Source organism: Paracoccus sanguinis, from assembly GCF_900106665.1.
In the GTDB taxonomy this organism is placed as follows: domain Bacteria; phylum Pseudomonadota; class Alphaproteobacteria; order Rhodobacterales; family Rhodobacteraceae; genus Paracoccus; species Paracoccus panacisoli.
In genome coordinates this window covers 120664-137605 of record NZ_FNNA01000001.1, presented here as the reverse complement: position 1 = coordinate 137605, position 16942 = coordinate 120664, and the positions used below count along the sequence as shown (strand labels likewise).

14 protein-coding genes are annotated in these 16942 nt (G+C 72.5%); 6 read left to right on the top strand and 8 right to left on the bottom strand.

What is annotated here, in order from left to right:
- Nucleotides 1–7: 7 nt before the first annotated feature.
- Complete coding sequence (locus BLW17_RS00675) at nucleotides 8–1189, top strand: DUF1501 domain-containing protein (RefSeq protein ID WP_036731983.1); 1182 nt, start codon at nucleotides 8–10, stop codon at nucleotides 1187–1189.
- Nucleotides 1190–1274: 85 nt separating this feature from the next.
- Here the strand turns inward: BLW17_RS00675 and BLW17_RS00670 are convergent, their stop codons facing one another.
- Together BLW17_RS00670 and BLW17_RS00665 are read right to left on the bottom strand one after the other, a co-directional pair.
- Entirely contained in the window at nucleotides 1275–1916 is a 642-nt protein-coding gene (locus tag BLW17_RS00670; RefSeq protein ID WP_036701313.1) for a TerC family protein, read from the bottom strand.
- A gap of 167 nt (nucleotides 1917–2083) precedes the next feature.
- A complete protein-coding gene (locus BLW17_RS00665) occupies nucleotides 2084–2548 on the bottom strand; it encodes an Lrp/AsnC family transcriptional regulator (RefSeq protein WP_036701315.1) in 465 nt (154 codons plus the stop codon).
- Nucleotides 2549–2667: 119 nt separating this feature from the next.
- Here BLW17_RS00665 and putA point away from each other — a divergent pair, with 119 nt between their 5' ends.
- Nucleotides 2668–6066, top strand: a complete 3399-nt coding sequence (gene putA / locus BLW17_RS00660; protein ID WP_036731980.1) for a bifunctional proline dehydrogenase/L-glutamate gamma-semialdehyde dehydrogenase PutA — start codon at nucleotides 2668–2670, stop codon at nucleotides 6064–6066.
- 77 nt (nucleotides 6067–6143) lie between these two features.
- A complete protein-coding gene (locus tag BLW17_RS00655) occupies nucleotides 6144–7415 on the top strand; it encodes a Zn-dependent hydrolase (RefSeq protein WP_052176263.1) in 1272 nt (423 codons plus the stop codon).
- 367 nt (nucleotides 7416–7782) lie between these two features.
- On the opposite strand, the gene BLW17_RS00650 is transcribed toward BLW17_RS00655, so the two are convergent.
- Nucleotides 7783–8052 carry a peptidoglycan-binding domain-containing protein gene (locus BLW17_RS00650; protein ID WP_139305929.1) on the bottom strand — a complete coding sequence of 90 codons (270 nt, stop codon included), beginning with the start codon at nucleotides 8050–8052 and terminating at the stop codon, nucleotides 7783–7785.
- A 399-nt stretch (nucleotides 8053–8451) separates the two neighbouring features.
- Here BLW17_RS00650 and BLW17_RS00645 point away from each other — a divergent pair, with 399 nt between their 5' ends.
- A complete protein-coding gene (locus BLW17_RS00645) occupies nucleotides 8452–9657 on the top strand; it encodes a BaiN/RdsA family NAD(P)/FAD-dependent oxidoreductase (RefSeq protein ID WP_036731978.1) in 1206 nt (401 codons plus the stop codon).
- Here the strand turns inward: BLW17_RS00645 and kdsA are convergent.
- Genes kdsA through BLW17_RS00630 form a run of 3 tightly spaced genes read right to left on the bottom strand, consistent with a single transcriptional unit; the run spans nucleotide 9654 to nucleotide 13055 of the window.
- Complete coding sequence (gene kdsA, locus BLW17_RS00640; RefSeq protein ID WP_081969080.1) at nucleotides 9654–10547, bottom strand: 3-deoxy-8-phosphooctulonate synthase; 894 nt, start codon at nucleotides 10545–10547, stop codon at nucleotides 9654–9656. The two genes, BLW17_RS00645 and kdsA, sit on opposite strands and share 4 nt — an antisense overlap.
- Nucleotides 10544–12418 carry a KpsE/RkpR family capsule polysaccharide export protein gene (locus BLW17_RS00635; protein WP_074825961.1) on the bottom strand — a complete coding sequence of 625 codons (1875 nt, stop codon included), beginning with the start codon at nucleotides 12416–12418 and terminating at the stop codon, nucleotides 10544–10546. The genes kdsA and BLW17_RS00635 overlap by 4 nt, the downstream gene beginning before the upstream one ends.
- The gene (locus tag BLW17_RS00630; protein WP_036705915.1) at nucleotides 12402–13055 is read right to left on the bottom strand and encodes an ABC transporter ATP-binding protein; all 654 of its coding nucleotides are present in this window, start codon (nucleotides 13053–13055) and stop codon (nucleotides 12402–12404) included. Before BLW17_RS00630 ends, BLW17_RS00635 begins: the two co-directional genes overlap by 17 nt.
- A 221-nt stretch (nucleotides 13056–13276) precedes the next feature.
- On the opposite strand from BLW17_RS00630, the gene BLW17_RS00625 reads away from it, so the two are divergent.
- On the top strand, nucleotides 13277–13981 hold the full coding sequence (locus tag BLW17_RS00625; protein ID WP_081969254.1) for a uracil-DNA glycosylase family protein: 705 nt from the start codon (nucleotides 13277–13279) through the stop codon (nucleotides 13979–13981).
- Entirely contained in the window at nucleotides 13978–14742 is a 765-nt protein-coding gene (locus BLW17_RS00620; protein ID WP_036736271.1) for an SseB family protein, read from the top strand. The genes BLW17_RS00625 and BLW17_RS00620 overlap by 4 nt, the downstream gene beginning before the upstream one ends.
- A 63-nt stretch (nucleotides 14743–14805) precedes the next feature.
- Here the strand turns inward: BLW17_RS00620 and BLW17_RS00615 are convergent, their stop codons facing one another.
- A complete protein-coding gene (locus BLW17_RS00615; protein ID WP_036736269.1) occupies nucleotides 14806–15726 on the bottom strand; it encodes a 2-hydroxyacid dehydrogenase in 921 nt (306 codons plus the stop codon).
- A gap of 40 nt (nucleotides 15727–15766) precedes the next feature.
- Nucleotides 15767–16909, bottom strand: coding sequence for a rod shape-determining protein RodA (gene rodA / locus BLW17_RS00610; protein ID WP_036736267.1), 1143 nt, complete (start codon nucleotides 16907–16909; stop codon nucleotides 15767–15769).
- Nucleotides 16910–16942 lie beyond the last annotated feature (33 nt).

Sequence of the window (16942 nt, the reverse complement as noted above, 5' to 3'; positions counted from 1 at the left end):
GGACGCCATGCATACCCGCCGCAGCTTCCTGAGGGCCGCCACGCTCGCCGCCTGTTCGGCGGCAGCGCACCCGTGGCTCAGCACCATCAGCCTTGCCGCCGTGCCGGGCGAGAACCGGCTCGTGGTCATCGTGCTCAGGGGGGCGATGGACGGGCTGGACGTGGTGCAGCCCTACGGCGACCCGGCGCTCAGGGCGCTGCGCCCGGCGCTGTCGGTGGGGCCGGCGGGCGGGGCCCATGACCTCGACGGGTTCTACGCGCTGCACCCGGCGCTGGCCGACCTCATGCCGCTCTGGCAGGCCGGAGAGCTGGGTTTCGCCCACGCCGCGGCCACGCCCTACCGCGACAAGCGCAGCCATTTCGACGGGCAGGACCTGCTCGAGGCGGGGACCGGCAACGACCTGCCCATCGACCAGCAGAAGGGCGGCTGGCTCAACCGCCTGCTGGCCGAGATCCCGGGCGCCACCGCCGAGACCGCCTATTCGGTCGGCACCGAGGAGATGCTGATCCTCTCGGGCCCGGCCCATGCGCTGAGCTGGGCGCCCGAGGCGCGGCTGGCGCTGACCCCGCAGGCGCAGCGGCTTCTGGCCGAGGTCTACCACGACGACCCGCTGTTCCGCGACGCCGCTGCCGACGCGGCACTGATCGGCGGGGCGGGGGCGATGGCGGGCGAGGGACGCCGGGGCGGCCCGCAGGGCGAGGGCGCGCGGCTGGCCGCCTTTGCCGCCGGGCGGCTGAACGGTGCGACCCGGATCGCGGCCTTCTCGCTCACCGGCTGGGACAGCCACGCCCGGCAGGCGCAGGTCATCACCCGCCCGCTGGGCCAACTGGCCGAGGCCGTACTGACCCTGCGCGCGGGGCTTGGCCCGAACTGGTCGCGCACCGCCGCCCTCGCCCTGACCGAGTTCGGCCGCACCGCGCGCGAGAACGGCTCGGGCGGGACCGACCACGGCACCGGGGGCGCGATTCTCTTCGCGGGCGGGGCGGTGCGCGGCGGCCGCGTGCTCGGCGACTGGCCGGGGCTGGGCGAGGGCGCGCTCTACCAGGACCGCGACCTGATGCCCACGCGCGACGTGCGCGCCTATGCCGGCTGGGCGCTGCGCGGGCTCTTCGGCATCGCGCCGGGGGTGATCGAGGACCGCATCTTCCCCGGCCTCGCGCTCGGCCCGGACCCCGGCCTGCTGCGCTGAGCGGCCCCACCGGCCTCGCCCCCGAACGAGAAACCCCGGCCGCGGCAGGCGCCGGGCCGGGGTCAGTGGGCGGGAAGGGGCGGCCTCAGATCCAGCCGAGCTGGTGGCTGCCCTCGTAGATCATCTTGAGCGCGACATAGAGGATCACCAGCAGGCCCGCCCATGCGATCCACGGATAGCGGTTGATGACCCGCGCGATCCAGGTCGAGGCTAGGCCCATCAGCGCGATCGAGAGCACCAGCCCGACGATCAGCACCGTCGTGTGCCCATGCGCCGCCCCCGCCACCGCCAACACGTTGTCGAGCGACATCGACACGTCGGCGATGACGATCTGCATCGCGGCCTGGGCGAATGTCTTGCGCGGAGGCGCCTTGCCGGTCGCCGTCACCACGTTGTCGCCGTCGCCCGCGATCACCTCTTCCAGATGCTCGGGGTCGGGGTGGCCGGCGCGCAGCTCGCGGAACATCTTGTAGCAGACCCAGAGCAGCAGCAGGCCGCCGACCAGCAGCAGGCCCTTGATGGCCAGAAGCTGCGTGGTGATGAGGGCAAAGAAGATCCGCAGCACCGTGGCCGCGATGATGCCCACGAGGATCGCCTTGTTGCGCTGCTCGCGCGGCAGGCCGGCGGCGGCAAGGCCGATGACGATGGCGTTGTCGCCCGCCAGCACCAGGTCGATGGCGATGACCTGCAGCAGCGCCGTGAACCCGGCTGCGGTAAAGATTTCCATGGGCCGTCCCTTCCCGTGCCGCCTCGTGCGCCGTCTGGCCCCCGGGCCGGGCTGCCGTCGGGGCAGGGCCCGCGGCCCGGACCGCACGGCGCGGTCGTCCCTTGCCACCTAGCCCGCAGAGGGGGTGAGGGCAATGGCCGACGGCAGCGCTGCCGCGCGGCCGCGGCTCAGCTTGGGGTCCAGCCCTGCTCGACCACCGCCTCCATCGCCACGAAGCTCGAGGTGGCGGCGACATGGGGCAGCGCCGAGATGCGCTCGGCCATCAGGCGGCGGAACTCGATCATGTCGCGCGAGCGGACCTTGAGCAGATAGTCGAAGCCGCCGGCGATCATGTAGCACTCCTCGATCTCGGGGATGGCGCGGACTTCGGCGTTGAACTGCTCGAGCGCCTTCTGCCGCGTGTCCGACAGCCGCACCTGCATGAAGGTGACGTGGGTCAGCCCCAGCTTCAGCGGCGACAGCATCGCGCGGTAGCCGGTGATCAGCCCCATCGCCTCGAGCGCGCGGATGCGCTGTGCGACCGGGGTCTTGGACAGCCCGACCTTGCGCGCCAGCTCGCTGATCGGGATGCGGGCGTTAGCCACCAGCTCGCGCAGGATCTTGCGGTTCGCGGCGTCAAGCTGGTCGGTCATGTCAGTCCGGCGCCCCCAATATGGTCTGATCGCCTGTCATCCTCGCCATCTTTGGTCGAATCGTCCATACGCAACGTCCTATATCCGGGCCTGAACCCCTTTCGCGCGGATGCCCGACCATGAGCCTGCCCGACCTCGACCGCTTCACCACCGACGCCAAGTTCCGCGACGAGGCCGCGCTTCTGGCCGACCTCGCCACGGCCGCCCCGTCGCCCGAGGCCCGGGCCCGCATCACCGCGCGGACCGAGGATCTCGTCCGCCGCATCCGCGCCGAGGCGAAGCCCTCGCTGATGGAGCATTTCCTGTCGGAATACGGGCTGTCGACCCGCGAGGGCGTGGCGCTGATGTGCCTGGCCGAGGCGATGCTGCGCGTCCCCGACCGCGACACCATCGACGCGTTGATCGAGGACAAGATCGCGCCCTCGGACTGGGGCAGGCATCTGGGTGAGGCATCCTCGAGCCTCGTCAACGCCTCGACCTGGGCGCTGATGCTGACCGGCAAGGTGCTGGACGACGCGCAGGGCGGCATCGCCGGGACGCTGCGCGGCGCGCTCAGGCGGCTGGGCGAGCCGGTGATCCGCGCCGCCGTCACCCGCGCGATGAAGGAGATGGGGCGCCAGTTCGTGCTGGGCGAGACCATCGAGGCCGCGCTCGACCGCGCCCGCACGCGCGAGGCGCAGGGCTACAGCTACAGCTACGACATGCTGGGCGAGGCCGCGATGACCGCCGCCGACGCGGCGCGCTATGAGACCGCCTATGCCGACGCCATCGCCGCCATCGCGCGCGCCTGCGACAAACCGGACGTGGCGCAGAACCCCGGCATCTCGATCAAGCTCTCGGCGCTGCACCCCCGCTACGAGGTCGCGCAGGAGGCGCGGGTGATGGAGGAGCTGGTGCCCGTCGTCCTGCGCCTCGCCCAGGCCGCCAAGGCGGCCGGCATGGGGATGAACATCGACGCCGAGGAGCAGGACCGGCTGGTGCTGTCGCTCAAGGTCATCTGCGCGGTGCTGTCGGACGAAAGCCTCGCCGGCTGGGACGGCTTCGGCGTGGTGGTGCAGGCCTACGGCAAGCGCGCCGGGCTGGTCATCGACTGGCTTCACGCGCTCGCCACGCGGCTTGACCGGCGGATCATGGTCCGGCTGGTCAAGGGCGCCTATTGGGACACCGAGATGAAGCGCGCGCAGGTCGAGGGGCTGCCCGACTTTCCGCTCTTCACCTCGAAGATCGCGACCGACGTGAGCTATCTCGCCAACGCGCGCAAGCTGATCGGCATGGCCGACCGGATCTATCCGCAGTTCGCCACCCATAACGCCCAGACCGTGGCCGCCGTGCTCGAGATGGCGGGCGACATCCGGTTCGAGTTCCAGCGCCTGCACGGCATGGGCGAGCGGCTGCACGACATCGTCCTGCGCGAGACGAAGGGCCGCTGCCGCATCTATGCGCCGGTCGGCGCGCACCGCGACCTGCTCGCCTATCTCGTGCGGCGGCTGCTCGAGAACGGCGCCAACTCGTCCTTCGTCCACCAGATCGTCGACGAGAGCGTGACCCCGGCCGAGATCGCCCGCGACCCCTTCGCGGCGCTCTCCGAGGCGCGGGCGCCCAAGGGCCTCGCGGCCCCGGCGGCGATCTTCGGCGCCGGGCGGGTGAACGCGCGAGGCTTCGACCTCAGCGATGCGGCCACGCTGGCGCGGATCGACGCGGCGCGCGACGTGACGGTGCCCGATGCGGCGCCGCTGACCGTCTCGGCCCCGACCGGCATGGTGCAGCCGGTGCGCAACCCCGCCACCGGCGCGACCGTGGCGCAGGTGACCGAGGCCGACGCCGCGACCGTCGCCCGCGCCCTCGCCGACGCCCGCCCGTGGGACGCCCCGCCGGCCGCGCGCGCCGCCGCCCTGCGCCGCGCCGCCGACCTCTATGAGGCGAACTTCGGCCCGATCTTCGCGGCGCTGACCCGCGAGGCGGGCAAGACCCGCGCCGACGCGGTGGGCGAATTGCGCGAGGCGGTGGATTTCCTGCGCTACTACGCCGCCGAGGGCGAGGGGGTGGACCGCCCGCCCCGCGGGATCATCGCGGCGATCAGCCCGTGGAACTTCCCGCTGGCGATCTTCACCGGCCAGATCGCGGCGGCGCTGATGGCGGGCAATGCAGTGCTGGCCAAGCCCGCCGAGCAGACGCCGCTGGTCGCCGCCATCGCCGTGCGGCTGCTGCATGAGGCCGGCGTGCCGGCTGCGGCGCTGCAACTGCTGCCGGGGCAGGGGGGCACGGTCGGGGCGGCGCTGACCTCGGACCCGCGCGTGGCGGGGGTGGTGTTCACCGGCTCGACCGAGACCGCGCAGACCATCGCCCGGGCGATGGCCGAGCATCTCGCCCCCGGTGCCCCGCTGATAGCGGAAACCGGCGGGCTCAACGCCATGATCGTCGATTCGACCGCCCTGCCCGAGCAGGCGGTGCGCGACGTGGTCGCCTCGGCCTTCCGCTCGGCCGGGCAGCGCTGCTCTGCGCTGCGCTGCCTCTATGTGCAGGACGACATCGCCGCCCCGCTGACCGAGATGATCGCGGGCGCGATGGACGAGCTGCGGGTCGGCGACCCGGCCCGGCTCGAGACCGACGTGGGCCCGGTGATCGACGCCGAGGCGCAGGAGGGGATCGCGGATTACCTCGCCGGCCGGCGCATCGCCCATCAGGTCGCGGCCCCCAAGGGTGGGCATTTCATCCCGCCCACGCTGATCGAGGTCGGCGGGATCGGCGATCTCGACCGCGAGGTGTTCGGCCCGGTGCTGCACGTCGCGCGCTTCGCGGCCGAGGACCTCGACCGGGTGGTGGACGACATCAACGCCCGCGGCTACGGGCTGACCTTCGGCCTGCACACCCGCATCGACGGCCGCGTGCAGGAGGTGACGGACGCGGTCCACGCCGGCAACCTCTACGTCAACCGCAACCAGATCGGCGCGGTCGTCGGCAGCCAGCCCTTTGGTGGCGAGGGGCTGTCGGGGACCGGTCCCAAGGCGGGCGGGCCGCTGTACCTGCCGCGGTTTTACGCGCCCGAGCCGGGGGCGGCGGCAGGGGCCCCGGATGGCACCGCGGCGCTGGCCGATGTGGCGGCGGCGCTGGCCGCGGCGGGGCCTGCAGCGCCGGTCGAGACCCGGCTGATGCCAGGCCCCACGGGCGAGTTGAACCGGCTGAGCCTCACGCCGCGCCCGCCGCTTCTCTGCCTCGGCCCTGGCCGGACGGCGGCCGAGGCGCAGGCCGACGCGGTCCGCGCGCTCGGCGGCCGGGCGGTGACGGTCGCGGGGCGGATTGAGCCCGCGGCGCTGGCGCGGCTCGACGGCTTCTCAGGCGTGCTCTGGTGGGGCGACGCCGAGACGTCGCGGGACTATGCCCAGTCGCTCGCGGCGCGGCCGGGGCCGATCCTGCCGCTGGTCACGGCGATGCCCGACCGGGCCCACGCGGTCCATGAGCGGCATCTCTGCGTCGACACCACGGCCGCCGGCGGCAACGCGGCACTGCTCGCGGGGTAGGGGGGCTCGCGCCGCCCCGGCGGGGCCGCTAGAACGACACCCGGCCCCGCACCGGGGCGCTGAACCCGAGGCCCCTCATGCCCGACGCGACCCCTGCCCCCACCCTGCCGCCCCGCAACCTGCGCGTCAGCCCCGACCGGATCGAGGCCGACCTGACGGCTCTCGCGGCGATCACCGACCCGGACCGCCCGTGGACCCGGCGCGCCTTCTCGCCCCGTTTCGACGAGGGCCGCGCCTGGGTCGCGGGCGCCTTTGCGCAGGCCGGGCTGAGCCTCAGGACCGACGCCGGCGGCAACCTGATCGGCACCCGCGCCGGCACCGAGCCGGAGCTGGGGACGATCATGCTCGGCAGCCACTCGGACACCGTCCCGGACGGCGGCCGCTTCGACGGCACGGCGGGGGTGATCGCGGCGCTCGAGGTGGCGCGGATGCTGGCCGAGCGCGGCATCGCCCTGCGCCACGACCTCGCCGTGGTGGATTTTCTGGCCGAGGAGGTCTCGGTCTTCGGCGTCTCCTGCATCGGCTCGCGGGCGATGGCGGGGGTGCGCCCCGAGGCCTGGCTGGGCCTGACCCACGAGGGCCGCACGCTCGCGCAGGCCCTGCGCGACGTGGGTGGCGACCCCGAGCGGCTCGAGCCCGCGACCGGCATCCGCGCCTTTCTGGAACTGCACATCGAGCAGGGGACCGTGCTCGAGGGCGGCCCGATCGACCTTGGCCTCGTCACCGCCATCGCCGGGATCGAGCGCATCGAGGTGGTGCTGACCGGCCAGGCCGACCATGCCGGGACCGTCCCCATGGGGCGCCGCGCCGATGCGCTGGTCGCGGCCGCCGCCCTGATCGGGCAGATCGACGCCGAGGCCACCGCCCGCGCCGCTCGCGGCCATTTCACCGCCACGGTCGGCGAGTTTGCGATCGAGCCGGGCGCGGCGAACGTCGTCCCCGGTCGCGCCCGCCTGCTCATCGACGCCCGCGCGCCCGAGCGGGCGGCGATGCAGGATTTCCTCGCCTGGGTCGAGGCCCGCGTCGCCGACCAGCCCGCCGGGATCACCGGCACCGCGCGGCTGCTGTCGGACAACCATCCGATGCCGATGGACGCGGGGCTGGTCGAAACGCTCGCCGCCGCCGCCGATCGAATCGGCGCGAGCCATTGCCGGATGGTGTCGGGCGCGGGCCACGACGCGGCCTTCATGGCCCGCATCGCACCGGCGGCGATGGTCTTCGTGCCCTGCCGAGGGGGGCGCTCGCACTGCCCCGAGGAATGGGCCGAGCCCGACGCCATCGCCCTCGGCGCCGAGGTCATGGCCGAGGCGGTGCTGGCGCTCGATGCTGGTGAGGGGTTGGGCGGGTGAAGCGCGGGCGGGGGCGGTGCGGTTGAGACACTGAGGGTTAGGGGTGCGCGGGCGGATCGCAGCCCGAGCGGCTGCTGATCCCGAGCGATGCTCTGCGGCGGCCTCTAAGCGGTGCGACACGCGCCACTGCTTGCGTCTCGGTCGCCCGCCTTCAGCGGTACCTGGCTGAAGCGCAGGAACGATGCCGCAGCTTCAGATGAGCATTTACCGATCTCCGCACTTGACCGAGCCTCACCTGCTCGCCTGCTCACCTGCTCACCGGACTGTGGGTGGGATAGCCGACACCATCGTGACGCCCAACAGTCTAACGCTCGCCACTACGGTGAACGCGAAGAAGCCCCCACCTGCGCAGCGCCTGCGAAATCGGTCAGCCAGAAACCGAGAGATCGGCCTCATTGCCCTCGCCGTACAGCCACGCAGCGGCCGTTCCGTCGGCCAGATCGCTCAGATACGCGCGGATCCCGGCCTCCGAGCGCAGATCGTACCGGGCCTCTCCCCGACTGTTCTCGCTGATGAAGGCGGCTCCCTCCGCCAGCGCACGCTCGGTGCCCGGCCCGTAAGACCCGTCGACCCGGCCCTCATAGAAGCCCGCGGTCTTGAGTTCCTCTTGGACGGTACGGCGCTGCCGCTCCGACATCGCCGTGAACGCACCCCGCAATGGCTGTCCGCCTGCGCGTATCCGGCGAGAGGCAGAGCCAGCCCAATGAGACGGAAGGTGAGGGCATTTCGTTCTCGCAAACTGTCTCCAAGCGACCTCACGCTCTGACAAAGTTAACAACCTTGGCGCGATTGAAGCTCTCTGAAGACCGCTGGGCTGCTTCGTGTTGCCTGCGCCTGATCCAGTATCATGACATGCGAAGAGTCCAAGTACTATTCACTGCGTGCGAAAATGCCGCATCCACGCTGAGGTCAAAGCGCCCTCGGCGCCGTCCCGTCAGATTGTTATACGAGCCCGAACCCCTCCCTCGCCCCCAGAACTCAGACCCGCCATCCCCGCAACTTGTCCCCGCCCCGCGCCACCTATATCGCCCCAGGAATGGAGCGTGCAGACATCCTCATTCTCGGCGGCGGCGCGGCGGGGCTGTTCTGCGCGGGCAGCCTCGCGGGGCAGGGGCGGCGGGTGCTGGTGCTCGAACACGCCCACGCGCCGGGAGAGAAGATTCGCATCTCGGGCGGCGGGCGCTGCAACTTCACCAATCTCGCCACCGCGCCCGACCGCTTCCTGTCGGAGACCCCGCGCTTCTGCGCCTCGGCGCTGGCGGGCTACACCCCGGCGGACTTCGTTGCACTTGTCGATCGGGCGGGCATCGCGTGGCACGAAAAGACCGAAGGCCAGCTCTTCTGCGACGGCAGCGCGAAGCAGATCGTCGAGATGCTGCGCCGGCGGATGGAGGGGGCCGAGCTGCGCCTCGGCGTCGCGGTCGAGGGAATCTCGCCCGGCTCCCCGCACGTCGTCCACACCTCGGCCGGACCGATCGAGGCGCGCCACGTCGTCGTTGCCACCGGCGGCAAGTCGATCCCGAAGATGGGCGCGACGGGCATCGGCTACCGCATCGCCGAGACGACCGGCCACCGCATCGTCGAAACGCGCCCCGGCCTCGTGCCGCTGACCTTCGGCGCGCATGAGCTGGCGCAGACCGCGCCGCTCGCCGGGCTGTCGGTCGAGGCGGTGGCCGAGACCACCACCGCACCGCGCAAGGGCCAGCGCCCGCCGCGCTTCCGGGACCAGCTGCTCTTCACCCACCGCGGGCTGTCGGGGCCGGCGATCCTGCAGATCTCGAGCTTCTGGCGGCCGGGCGAGGCGCTGCGCCTCGACCTCGCGCCGGGGCACGACCTCGCGGCGGAGCTGATCGCGGCCAAGCGGCAGGCGGGGCGCAGCCACCCGGCGGCGGTGCTGGGCCGGGTGCTGCCCGCGCGGCTCGCCGGTGCCATTGCCGAAGAGATGGGGCTGGGGGCCGCCCGGCTCGCCGATGTCCCCGACCGGGTGCTGACGACGCTCGCCGCCCGGGTGTCGGCCTGGACGATCAGCCCGGTCGGCTCCGAGGGCTACCGCACCGCCGAGGTCACGCTGGGCGGCGTGGACGGCCGCGACCTCGACGCCCGCACCCTCGAGTCCCGGCGCGTGCCGGGGCTGCATTTCATCGGCGAGGTGGTCGACGTGACCGGCTGGCTCGGCGGCTACAACTTCCAGTGGGCCTGGGCTTCGGCCCACGCCGCCGCCCGCGCTATCCTTGCGGCCTAGACCCGCAGCGGGTCGGCCTTGGCCAGCGCGTCGAACCGCATCAGGCTGGCGATCAGCGCCGGCATCCGGTCGAGCGGGATCATGTTCGGCCCGTCCGAGGGCGCCGTGTCGGGCGTCTCGTGCGTCTCGATGAACACCCCGGCGATCCCCAGCGACACGGCCGCCCGCGCCATCACCGGCGCGAACTCGCGCTGGCCGCCCGACGAGCCGCCCTGGCCGCCCGGCTGCTGGACCGAGTGCGTCGCGTCCATCACCACCGGCCAGCCGGTCCGGGCCATGATCGGCAGCGACCGCATGTCCGCGACCAGCGTATTGTAGCCGAAGCTGACCCCCCGCTCAGTCAGCAGGATGCGCTCGTTGCCGGTCGAGGCGACCTTGTCGGCCACGTTGGGCATGTCCCAGGGCGCGAGAAACTGGCCCTTCTTGATGTTGACCACCGCGCCAGAGCGGCCCGCAGCCAGCAGCAGGTCGGTCTGCCGGCTGAGGAAGGCAGGGATCTGGATGATGTCGGCCACCTCGGCCGCGCGGACCGTCTGCTCGGCGTCATGCACGTCGGTCAGCACCGGGCAGCCGAAGGCGTCGCGCACGGCGGCCAGCATCTCCAGCCCCTCGTCGATCCCCACCCCGCGCCGCCCCGACAGCGAGGTGCGGTTGGCCTTGTCGTAGCTCGCCTTGAAGACGAAGCCCGCCCCGGCGGCGGCGCAGGCCTCGGCCAGCACCCCGGCCAGCCGCAACGCGTGGTCGCGCGTCTCGAGCTGGCAGGGCCCGGCGATCAGCACCAGCGGCAGGTCGTTGCCGAAGACCACGTTGCCCGCGGCCACCGTCCGCTGGTCGCCGGCCGCCCCCGCGCCCAGCGTCCCCGGCGCTTCCGAGCCGTTGTCGCGGATCATGTGGACACCTGTTCGCGCAGGATCGAGGCGGTCAGCGACATCATCAGGTAAACTCCGGAAAAGATCAGGAACGCCACGATCGTGTTCTGCAGCGCCTTGGGATAGGTCGCCTCGTCGGGCGGCACCGGGGCCACCGAGAGCGAGAGGTAGCGGACCTGCTTGTTGGCCTCGACCCGCGCGCTTTCCATCTGCGTCGCGGCGGCGGCGAGCAGCTGCTGGCGGGTGGTCAGGTCGCTCTCGGCGATCCTCAGCTCGCCCGAGATCGAGGCAAGCGACGCCCGGTCTCCCTGGTTCACGGTCAGCTGCGAGCGGGTCTCGGCGATCATCGTCTCAAGCCGGCCGATGTCGCCGCGCACGCCCTGCACCCGGCTCTGGTTCGGGCGCGGGTTGGCCTCGAGCTGGCCGAGTTCGAGCTGCTTCTTCGACAGCTCGCTCTCGAGGCTGGCGATGCGGCTCATCACCGCCCCGCTCTCGGCCATCGGGTCGAGCACGCCGAGCTTTTCCTGCAGCTGCTGGACCCGGTTCTGCGCGTCGAGAACCTTCTGCTCGGAATCCTCGTAGCGCTCGATCGCGCCCTTCATCTGGTCGTCGCGCAGCCGCGCGGTCATCTGGTCGACCTGCCCCTCGGCATAGCGGATCAGCGCCACGCTGAAGTCGTGCGAGAGCGTCGGGTCAGGGGCGATGACGTTGAGGTTGATGACCCCCTCGGTCGGGTCGTAGCCGATCTTCACCGAGTCCTTGTAGACGCCGTAGGCCTGTTCCTGCGTGGCATCGGCGGGCAGGCGCTTCAGCGGGTCGATGGCCGGGTCCTGGAAGGCGCGGGTGAAGCCCAGCTCCTCGTCCAGCCGCTGCATGGCGGCGCGCGAGCTGAGATAGGCCTGCACCGACACGCTGTCGGGGTTGGTGGCCAGCTGGGTGCCCGAGAACAGCCCCCCAAGCTCGCTGCCGCCGCCCGAGTCGGCCTGCTGGATCAGGAACTGCGAGTGCGTCTCGTAAAGCGGCGTCGCCTGGGTGAAGTAGTACCAGCCGGCGATCATCGTCGGCAGTCCGACGAAGAACGCCAGCCGCGCCATCAGCATCATCAGGTTGCGGCGGCGGCGGCGGGCGATGTCGCGCTGGATGCGGAAGATTTCGGCCGCGCGGCGCTCTTCGGTCAGCATCTCGCGCGAGGGCAGGCCGGGCGCGTTGGGGGGCCCGGGCAGGGCGGGGGGCGCGGCCTTGGCCAAGTCGCGGCGCCGGGCGCGGGTCGGCAGCGCCGGGTCGGGCAAGCGCACCGGCGCCTGGGGCGAGGGCGCGGCCTGCGCCTCGGTCCCGGCATCGGCGAGGATGCGGCCCACGGCGCCGCGGTTGAACGGGTCGATCCCGCGGTCGCGCAGGCGCAGCACCGCCTCGGCGTCGGTGGCGACCTCGATCCCGTGCATGGCGGCGATGCGCCGGGCGATGCGCAGCTGCCGGCCGGTCAGGTTCTCGGCCCGGATCGCGGCGAGCCGCTCGGCCTCGGTGGCGGGTGCGGTTGGGGCGGCCGCGGCGGCCGGGTCAGCGGGCGTGGCGGGTGCGCCCGGCGCAGGGGTGGCCTCGGGCTTGGGGGCGGCGCCCGGGAAGCGGGTGTCGCCGAAGCCGTCGTCGTTCTCACCCGCGAACAGCCGGTCGATCCCGCCCGGCTGGGCCGCGCCGGGCAGGGGCAGGTTCGCCGCCGCCTCGGCCCCCGACCGCGCGCCGCGCTGCAGCTCGACCCGGATCGCCGCGCGGGGCGGGGTGCCTGCGGGCGGCTGGCTGGGCGCCGGGGCCGGGGCCGGGCTGCCGCGCACGGCCGCGACCGGGGATTCCGCGGCGCTCAGGTGAAACCGGCGGACCTTAGGCGGTGTAGTCATAATACTGCTTGGCCTCGTCGAGCGTGTCGAACATGAACAGACGTCCGTCGCGCAACACCGCCGCGCGCCGGGCAAACTTTTCCAGCGTCGCGGCCTGGTGCGACACCACCACCACCGTCGCCGTCTTGAGCCGCTCGAGCAGGACCGTCCCCGCCTTGCGGTTGAACTCGACATCCGTGGTCGAGGGCATCCCCTCGTCGATCAGGTAGATGTCGAGGTCGAGCGCCAGCAGCAGCGCGAAGGTCAGCCGCGAGCGCATCCCCGAACTGTAGACCCCCACCGGGCGGTCGAAATACTCGTCGATGTCGCAGAGCCAGCGGCAGAAGGCCGAGACGTAATCCGGGTCGAGCCCGTAGATCCGGGCGATGTAGCGGGCGTTCTCATTGGCCGACAGGCGGTTGATGATCCCGCCGGTGAAGCCCAGCGGGAACGACACCCGGCAGTTGGCGCGGATCCGGCCCTCGTCGGGCTTTTCCAGCCCGCACATCATGTTGATGATGGTCGTCTTGCCGGTGCCGTTGGCAGCGAGGATGCCCAGCGACTCGCCCAGGTTCACCCGGAACGAGGCCCGGTCGAGGATCACCTTGCGCTGGGTGCCGGTCCAGAAGGACTTCGAGACATTGTCGAATTCCAGCATGAGGCGGCGGGTCCTGGGCTCGGCGGGGTGGGGGACGGCGGGAACGGCCGGCACGCGACCGGCCGGGGCAGACAGGGGCGGGTGAGCGGGCCGCACCGCGGATGAGACGGCGGCCCGTGCCCGCCTAGATAGTCCCGCAGGGCCGTTCTGTCCATCTGGGCACAGCGGATCGTGAAAATGCTGCCTGTAATTCCCCTGACGGGCGCCTATCTGTGGACCCCATGCCCAGACCCCATCCCTCTCCCGACGTGGCCGATCCGGCCGCCGCACCGGCCACGGCGCAGGCCCCCGCCGACCGCGCCGCCCACGAGCCGCCGGTCGCCGCCGAGCTACGTGCCTGCCGCCTCTGCGCCGACCGGTTTGCCGCCACCGCCACGGCGCACGCGCCTCGCCCGGTGGTGTGGTTCGCGCGCGGCGCGCGGGTGCTCGTCGCCAGCCAGGCGCCGGGGATGCGGGTGCATCTCTCGGGGCGGCCCTTCACCGATGCCTCGGGGCAGCGGCTCAGGGCGTGGATGGGGGTGGACGAGGCGACCTTCTACGACCGCAGCCGCGTAGCCATCGTGCCGATGGGGTTCTGCTTTCCGGGCTATGACGCCGCGGGCGCCGACCTGCCGCCGCCGCGGCTCTGCGCCGAGACGTGGCGGGCGCGGGTGCTGACCGACATCGCCCCCGAGGTGACGCTGCTCATCGGCGGCCACGCGATCCGCTGGCACCTCGGGCTGCGCGACGTGACCGCGGCGGTGGCCGGCTGGCGGGACCACGCGCCGCGGGTCTGGCCCTTGCCTCACCCGTCGTGGCGGAATACCGGGTGGCTGAAGCGCAACCCGTGGTTCGCGGCCGAGCTGCTGCCGGCGCTGCAAGAGACGCTGGCCCGGACGCTGGACCCAACGCCCGCCCAGACGATGCCGGGAGAGACGACCCGATGACCGACGCCACCCCCCTCGACCGCCTGTCCGCCCGCGTGCCGTTCCACGATGCCGACCCGGCGCAGCGGGCGCTGGTCCTACGCCAGCTGGCCGATACCGAGCTTTACGTGGCCCTCGCCCGCGACCCCGCCGGGGACCGGGCCGAATTGCGGATGTTCGACCTGCCCGGCGGGCCGGTGGCGCTCGCCTGCGACGACGCGGCGGCGCTGGCCGGGTTCCTCGGCGGTCCGGTCGCGCATCTCGCGCTGCCGGGGCGGGTGCTTGCGGCCGAGCTTGCGGCGGCGGGGCAGGGGCTGCTCGTCAATCCGGGGCGGGCGTCCGAGATGCTGCTCGACGCGGCGGCGCTGGGCTGGCTGGTCGGCGCGCTCGCGGGCGCGCCCGAGGCCGCCGAGGCCGCCCCGTTGCGCCTGACGCCGCCCGCCCCCGAGGCGCTGACCGTGCTGGCTGAACCGCTGGCCGGGCGGCTGGGCGACATGGCGGGGATGATCGCGGGGGCCGCGCTGGTGGGGGCGGTCTGGCCGGACGGGCGGACCGGCCACCTGCTGGCGGTGGCGGGCGCGGCCGAGGCGGATCGCCCGGCCATCGCCAAGGCGCTGGCCGAACTCGCGGCCTTCCTGCCCGAGATTTCTGGCGGGCTGGACGTGACCTTCGAGACACTGGCCCTGCCGCAGGGCGCGGTGACGATCGAGCCCGCGGCGCCCGCGCCCGCGCCCGCGCCGCCCCGGCGCGACCCCGACGCCCCGCCGCGGCTGCGCTGGTAAGGGGGGCGCTGCCCCCCGTCCCTCCGGGACTCCCCCCGGAATATTTGTGCAGACGAGACGCGGTCAGTAGCCGCGGTTGCGGTCCACCTGATAGAGCAGCGGGCGGCCGTCCATCGCCCGGCGCAGGTTCTCGGCCACCAAGCGCGCGGCCGTGGTGGGCCGGGTTTCGGCGGCGATATGCGGGGTCACGGTGATCCCGGGGTGGCGCCAGAATGGATGCCCGGCGGGCAGCGGCTCGGTGCGGAACACGTCGAGCACCGCATGGCCGAGCCGGCCTGCGTCGAGCGCCGCGATCAGCGCCTCCTCGACCACCAGCGTGCCGCGGCCCGGGTTGATCAGCACCGCGCCCCGTGGCAGCCGCGCGAGCCGCTCCGCGTCCAGCAGGTCGCGGGTGTCGGGCGTGTCGGGCAGCAGCGTCACGAGGATCTCGGCGCGCGCCAGCGCCTCGTCGAGACGGGAGCCCGGCAGCACCTCGAGCCCCTCGACCGGCCGCCCCGAGGCCGACCAGCCGGTGACCCGGAACCCGAGCGCCGCGAGCGCCCGGCCCACCGCGGCGCCGAGTTCGCCCATCCCCAGCACCACCACCGACCGCTCGGCGGCGAGCGGCGGCACGGTGTCGTTGCGCCAGATGCCGTCCTGCGCATAGCGGTCCATGCCCAGATGGGCGCGCAGCACCCAGCCCGCGCAATACTCCACCATCCCCTGCGCCAGCCCCGGATCGACCATCCGGCAGAGCGGCTGGGTCAGCGTCGGGTTGGGCGCGATCCGCTCGACCCCGGCCCAGAGGCTCTGGACCAGCCGGGCGCGGGTGAAGGGGCGAAAGTCCATCGCCGTGCCGTCCTCGGGGTAGCCGGGGGCATGGATCACCGCGTCGAAGCTGGCCGGGTCGCCCTCGCGCGCGAGATCGAGCTCGGGGCAGGCGGCGGTCAGCGCCGGGGCCCAGTCGCTCCACATGGCGGAACGGGCGGCGAAAAAGGCGCGCATCAGCGGGTGCCTCGGGTCGTTTCACATGGCGGAACGGGCATCAGCGCGGCCGGTTGACGTGGGCGGACTGGACGATGCCGAACGCCATCAGCAGGATCATCAGCTGCGTGCCCCCATAGCTCACCATCGGCAGCGGCACCCCCACCACCGGCATCAGCCCCATCACCATGCTCATGTTGACGGCGAAATACAGAAAGAACGTGCCGCCGATGCCGAGCGTGACCAGGCTGCCGAAGCGGTCGCGGTTGGTCAGCGCCGAGTAGAGGCAGAAGCCGATCACCAGCGCATAGAGCGTCAGCAGGCTGATCGTGCCGACGAAGCCGAACTCTTCGGCGAGCGTGGTGAAGATGAAGTCGGTGTGCTTTTCGGGCAGGAAGTTCAGCCGCGACTGCGTGCCCTGCATGAAGCCGCGCCCCGACCAGCCCCCCGACCCCAGCGCGATCTGCGCCTGGGTGATGTTGTAGCCCGCCCCCAGCGGGTCGCTGGTCGGGTCGAGGAAGGTGTCCACCCGCCGATACTGGTAGTCGTGCAAGAGCTGCCAGCTGGTCCCGCGGCTTTCGAGCACGGTCGCCACCAGCCCGCCCACCGCGCCGATCACGGCGGCGAAGTACCACAGGCTCACCCCGGCCACGAACATCATGATCCCGCCCCCCGCGACCAGCATCACCGAGGTGCCGAGGTCGGGCTGCGCCAGCACCAGCGCCGTGGGGGTGAGGATCAGCACCACCGGGATCAGCACCCAGAGCGGCCGCGAAACCTTCGAGAGGTCGAGCCAGTCGTAATAGGCGGCCAGCACGAGGACGAGGGCGATCTTGGTGATCTCGGAGGGTTGCAGCTTGACCGGCCCGACGTCCAGCCAGCGCTGCGCCCCCATCGCGTTGTGCCCGAACACATCCACCGCGAAGAGCAGCAGGACGCAGGCGACGTAGGCCACGACCGAGATCGAGCGCCAGAACCAGATCGGCGTGAATGCGAGCGCGATCATGGCGATCATGCCGACGACGAAGCGCTCGATCTGCGGCTCGGCCCAGACCTCGGCCCGCCCGCCCGAGACCGAGTAGAGCATGAGGAACCCGGCCGAGGCGACCGCCGTCAGCAGGAACACCAGCGGCCAGTTCAGATACAGGATCTTGCGCCAGCCGGTGGGCGTCTGGTCGGACTTGTAGTCGAGATAGCTGCTCATGCCCTTAGCCTCATGCCGCGCTCATGCCCCGCT

What these genes read in the sequence shown, in the direction of transcription:
- BLW17_RS00675 (WP_036731983.1), top strand. Translation starts at nt 8, where the DNA reads ATGCATACCCGCCGCAGCTTCCTGAGGGCCGCCACGCTCGCCGCCTGT.
- BLW17_RS00670 (WP_036701313.1), bottom strand. Translation starts at nt 1,916, where the DNA reads ATGGAAATCTTTACCGCAGCCGGGTTCACGGCGCTGCTGCAGGTCATC.
- BLW17_RS00665 (WP_036701315.1), bottom strand. Translation starts at nt 2,548, where the DNA reads ATGACCGACCAGCTTGACGCCGCGAACCGCAAGATCCTGCGCGAGCTG.
- putA (WP_036731980.1), top strand. Translation starts at nt 2,668, where the DNA reads ATGAGCCTGCCCGACCTCGACCGCTTCACCACCGACGCCAAGTTCCGC.
- BLW17_RS00655 (WP_052176263.1), top strand. Translation starts at nt 6,144, where the DNA reads ATGCCCGACGCGACCCCTGCCCCCACCCTGCCGCCCCGCAACCTGCGC.
- BLW17_RS00650 (WP_139305929.1), bottom strand. Translation starts at nt 8,052, where the DNA reads ATGTCGGAGCGGCAGCGCCGTACCGTCCAAGAGGAACTCAAGACCGCG.
- BLW17_RS00645 (WP_036731978.1), top strand. Translation starts at nt 8,452, where the DNA reads ATGGAGCGTGCAGACATCCTCATTCTCGGCGGCGGCGCGGCGGGGCTG.
- kdsA (WP_081969080.1), bottom strand. Translation starts at nt 10,547, where the DNA reads ATGATCCGCGACAACGGCTCGGAAGCGCCGGGGACGCTGGGCGCGGGG.
- BLW17_RS00635 (WP_074825961.1), bottom strand. Translation starts at nt 12,418, where the DNA reads ATGACTACACCGCCTAAGGTCCGCCGGTTTCACCTGAGCGCCGCGGAA.
- BLW17_RS00630 (WP_036705915.1), bottom strand. Translation starts at nt 13,055, where the DNA reads ATGCTGGAATTCGACAATGTCTCGAAGTCCTTCTGGACCGGCACCCAG.
- BLW17_RS00625 (WP_081969254.1), top strand. Translation starts at nt 13,277, where the DNA reads ATGCCCAGACCCCATCCCTCTCCCGACGTGGCCGATCCGGCCGCCGCA.
- BLW17_RS00620 (WP_036736271.1), top strand. Translation starts at nt 13,978, where the DNA reads ATGACCGACGCCACCCCCCTCGACCGCCTGTCCGCCCGCGTGCCGTTC.
- BLW17_RS00615 (WP_036736269.1), bottom strand. Translation starts at nt 15,726, where the DNA reads ATGCGCGCCTTTTTCGCCGCCCGTTCCGCCATGTGGAGCGACTGGGCC.
- rodA (WP_036736267.1), bottom strand. Translation starts at nt 16,909, where the DNA reads ATGAGCAGCTATCTCGACTACAAGTCCGACCAGACGCCCACCGGCTGG.